This window comes from Streptomyces sp. NPDC050448 (genome assembly GCF_040655295.1).
Classification (GTDB): domain Bacteria; phylum Actinomycetota; class Actinomycetes; order Streptomycetales; family Streptomycetaceae; genus Streptomyces.
In genome coordinates this window covers 1-3,294 of the sequence record NZ_JBFAJR010000109.1, presented here as the reverse complement: position 1 = coordinate 3,294, position 3,294 = coordinate 1, and the positions used below count along the sequence as shown (strand labels likewise).

The following is a 3,294-nucleotide window of genomic DNA, read 5'->3' as shown; positions in this document are numbered from 1 at the left end:
CAGAAGGCATGGATCAACGACCCGGCCAAGCGCCGGGAACCCACACCACAAACCTCATAGCGTCACGACCGTCTCACTGGACTTGAAATCTTCCGATGCGCCTGCTCTTCGACGGGCTGGAGCGGGCCGGCCTGGAGGTGCTGCGACCCCGGGCAAACTTCTACTGCCTGGTCCGCTGCCCCGCCGGCACGGACAGCGAAGGCTTCGCCAAGAAGCTGCTGGAGGAGGCCCGCGTGCTCACCATCCCGGGGAACGGCTTCGGCCCCGGCGGTGAGGGATACGCCCGCCTCACGGCCTGTGCCGGAACCGACCTGATCCGTGAGGCCGTACGACGGATCACCGCCGTTTCTTGGTGACGTCTGTATCCCGCTCGCAGAACGAGGACCCACATGGGACAGCGCACATCGCGGCCGGCGCCTGGTCGCCTGGTCCGGGTCAGCAGAGGACATTCCTGTCAGGGTGTTCACGCAGGGCGTGCGTCGACACCGCGGTGGGTAAGTACAAGAGCCGGTGACGGTGTGATCGCGGCCAGTGCGGTTCACCCGCCGGGAGGTGTCCGCGGGCCCCGTCGGCAGCCGATCACACTGACGGCAAAGAGACCCGACCGCGCAAACGAAGCCGGAGAACCGCGATGACCCAGCCGATTCCCGCGCCTGAGGCCGGCCATCCGGCGGTGACGGGCAAAGTCCCCGACGATCTGCTGCGGGTGAGCGACCTTGACCCCCAGACCCTGGCGGAGTTGCTGGATCTGGCGGTGGGCATGAAGCAGGAGCCGCTGGGGTGGGAGCGCGATCTGCGCGGGGGCGCCATCGGGTGCGTCTTCGAGAAGCCGTCCACGCGGACGCGCGTGTCGCTGGCCACGGCCGCTCATCGCCTGGGCATGGCGGCCATCGTGCTGAACCGCGAGGAACTGCAGCTCGGTCATGGCGAGAGTGTGGGCGACACCGCCCGTGTCCTGTCGTCCTATCTCGACGCGATCACGGTGCGCACCTTCGAGCACGCCATGGTGGAGCAGATGGCCGACGCCGCGACGGTGCCGGTCATCAACGCCTTGTCCAACACCCACCATCCCTGCCAGTCCCTGGCTGACCTCCTCGCGCTGCGCGAGCACTTCGACACCCTGGCCGGGATGACCGCGGCCTTCGTCGGGGACGGCACGAGCAATACGTGCAACTCGTTCCTCGCGGCGTGTGCGGCCTCGGGCATGCACCTCACCATCGCCGCCCCACCCGGCTACGAGACGGACGCGGATATCCTCGGCGAGGCCCGTTCACTGATGGCGCAGACCGGCGGTTCCGTGTCCCTCACCGCTGAGCCGATCGAGGCCGTCGGCGCCGCGCAGGCCGTCTACGCCGAGGTATGGGTCCCCATGGACAGAGGCCACGAACGCGAGGAGCGGACCGAACGCCTGGCCGCCTACCGGGTCGACGACGCCTTGCTCGCCCATGCTCCCCGCGAGGCGGTGGTCATGCACTGCCTGCCCGCCACCCGCGGGCAGGAGATCACCTCGGAGGTGCTCGACGGCCCCCGCTCCCTCGTGTGGCGCCAGGCGGAGAACCGGCTCCCCACCGCCCAGGCGGTCCTTCACACCCTCATCACCACAGCCCGCCGACGCACAACCTGACCGCCGAGATGGCCGCGGTCGCCGCGCTCAGGCCCAGACCCGGCGCCGGCGCCGACCCGGCTCGACTTCCTTGTTTCAGACAGGCGCAGAGCGGCCTGGGATCACGGCATCGTTGGTGCTCCTGCCGAAGGTGGAGTTGCGCCAGAGCCTGCGAGAGCCTCGGCCGGGCTCTGGCGAGCCTGCGGGTGGTGGCGCGCCATGAACTCCACGGTGATCTCCATCTGTCGGAGCTTGCCTTCGGTCTGCTCCTGCGTTGCCCGGGTGCTGTGGCCGGCCAGGGCACTGCTGCCGGTCTTGAGGTAGACCGGGGAGACGACCCGTACGAACTCCGGTGCCTCGTACGTCCGGATGAAACCGCCCGAGGTCTTCGTGTTGTCCACGTGCACGTCCAGCGGGATCCGCACGGACTGCCGCAGCGCCGCGGTGATCGGAGGTGTCAGATCGCGTACCGGGTTGAGGCTGTCGGCCCCGAGCCACTCCAGCACCTGGGCCGCCGCGCCGTTCCCGAGCCCGCACTGCGCGGAGATCTTCAGGTGGGTGTCCGCTGGCAGTCTTCCCGCAGTCCGCAGCCGCGCCAGGATCGACAGCAGGCCCTCGTCGTGCAGGATGAAACCGCGCACCCCCGCGTCGACCGCCCGCCGGACGTCCTCCAGTGCGCGGAGCGCATCCACGGTTTAAGCGGCGCCCTTCTTGTCGTTGATCTGGAAGGTGATGACGTCGACTTCGTCGGTTCCCGCCAGATCTGGGTAGTGGCCCTTGAGAGCTTCCCGGAGTTCGGCTGCGGTCGTCAGCCCTTCAGCTTGGGCGTCCCGGTCGGTGAGGTCACTGACCAGGCAGTGCCTGATGCCGGTCACCTCTGCCGACAGGACGACTTCAGGGTCGCTCTCAAACACCAGCCGTGCCGAGCCGAGCTGCGCCGGGTCCCGAAATCGGGTGGTCTTGGTCTTGGCGCCGGAGCGGACGACTTCGAGGTAGCGGGGGTTGAACCGAATGATCGGGGGACCGGCCGTCTCGGGGTCTTGGTAGAGCAATGGGTCGAGACCGTTCATGCCCGCCTCCGGGGTCCATCGCTGAGCCAGCGGCATCAGGTCGGCGGCGAGCACGGACCTGAGCCCCGCGGGGGTGGGCACGATCACGCGCATGGTGGGGTAGTAGTCCACGAAGACCTGCCGATCGCGCCCGCACGGGCCGATGACCCCGCGCCCGTGGTTTCCCACGGCGACGATGCAGCGCATCTGGCGGGCGCCCTGGGCCCGCGCAGCTCCCAGAGCTACGAGTTCGGCGCAGGGCCCGCCGGTGAAGTGGTAGAGGTTCACGCCAGCGAACATCCGGTAGTCGGCGGCCATGACCGCGGCGCCCACCGTGTGGATCCCATCCTCGTCGGGCCCGGCGTCGGTATGCGCGTCTATGGTGCGGCGTGCCAGCGCCACGAGCTCACGCTCATCATCATCGAGAGCTCGTGCAGATGACGGGACGTACACCTTTTTGACCTTCCCTTCCTTCAGCAGTCGCCCAAGAGCATTCCACGCCACGCAGGCGGGCTCCACAGGGTTTCGGCTTGCCTTGGCTGGACCCTTACTGACTTCAGCTCGTTGGGGTGAATTGTTGCGAAGTCGCTGCTGGGTGTGGGTGGGTGGCTGTATCCGTGGTGTGTGAGATATGCGGATGGG

Annotated in this window: 4 protein-coding genes; 2 read left to right on the top strand and 2 right to left on the bottom strand. The window is 68.3% G+C overall.

Annotation, left to right across the window (positions count from 1 at the left end; all coding sequences use genetic code 11):
* The first annotated feature begins 95 nt into the window (after positions 1–95).
* Positions 96–356: an aminotransferase class I/II-fold pyridoxal phosphate-dependent enzyme gene (locus AB0I68_RS38875; protein ID WP_363182169.1), complete on the top strand. Its 261-nt coding sequence runs from the start codon at positions 96–98 to the stop codon at positions 354–356.
* A gap of 275 nt (positions 357–631) precedes the next feature.
* Positions 632–1,624 (top strand): ornithine carbamoyltransferase, encoded by a 993-nt coding sequence (argF, locus tag AB0I68_RS38870; RefSeq protein ID WP_363182168.1) that lies wholly within the window; start codon positions 632–634, stop codon positions 1,622–1,624.
* A 101-nt stretch (positions 1,625–1,725) separates the two neighbouring features.
* Here the strand turns inward: argF and AB0I68_RS38865 are convergent, their stop codons facing one another.
* Both AB0I68_RS38865 and AB0I68_RS38860 read right to left on the bottom strand, forming a co-directional pair.
* Positions 1,726–2,295, bottom strand: a complete 570-nt coding sequence (locus tag AB0I68_RS38865) for a hypothetical protein (RefSeq protein WP_363182167.1) — start codon at positions 2,293–2,295, stop codon at positions 1,726–1,728.
* Between the two features lie 3 nt (positions 2,296–2,298).
* Entirely contained in the window at positions 2,299–3,156 is an 858-nt protein-coding gene (locus AB0I68_RS38860; protein ID WP_363182166.1) for an ASCH domain-containing protein, read from the bottom strand.
* Positions 3,157–3,294: the final 138 nt, after the last annotated feature.